1 protein-coding gene is annotated in these 715 nt (G+C 49.9%); it reads left to right on the forward strand.

Annotation, left to right across the window (positions count from 1 at the left end; translation table 11 throughout):
• Nucleotides 1–715, forward strand: a 715-nt coding sequence (locus R7Q11_RS26245; protein ID WP_225467007.1) for a LysR family transcriptional regulator, incomplete at both ends; no start/stop codon positions are given.

Below are 715 nucleotides of genomic sequence, written 5' to 3' on the forward strand. Positions count from 1 at the left end.
TGCGCTTAACCAACACAAAAGTTTGACCGCAGCCGCCAAAGCACTGAATCAGCCGAAATCCACCGTGAGCCGCCGCTTAGCGCAATTAGAAGCCGACTTTGGCCAAGCGCTAACGACTCGACAAGGCAACCGCTTGATTCTGACACGCGCAGGGGAGATTTTTGCCGACTACAGCCGCCAGATCCTAGAGCTCAGCGAGGAAAGTTATGAGGCGCTTCAAGGCTTAAATAATCAAGTATCAGGCTCTCTACATATCGTTTGCCACGCAGCGTTAGTTCGCAGTTGGTTAGGCGATGTGCTCAATGAATTTCTGGCGGAGAACCCTGACGTCAGAGTCCAGCTCACCAGTGATTTTTCCGATACACACCACGATCCAGATTTGTTTATCTGGCTAGGTGAACACAAAGGGCTGGATTGGCGCAAAGAAACGCTTGGCGTATTTCGTTACACTCCGTTCGCGTCGCCAAACTACATCGAAAAGCATGGCCCCATCCACCACCCGAGAGAACTAAACAAACATCCGTGGATAGATTTTGGGTCGATACAAGAGAATGGTTTGCTACTCTCGCACCCTGAACAAGGGGAGTTTTTTCTAGAACCATTTGTCAGCCGACTCTATAGCGACAACATTGCTATGCAGATCGATAGTATCGCCAACGGACACGGCATTGGTCTCTTGCCAACTTGGACTGCACAAGGGTATGAGAAACATCAC

It is taken from the genome of Vibrio sp. 970, from assembly GCF_033339075.1.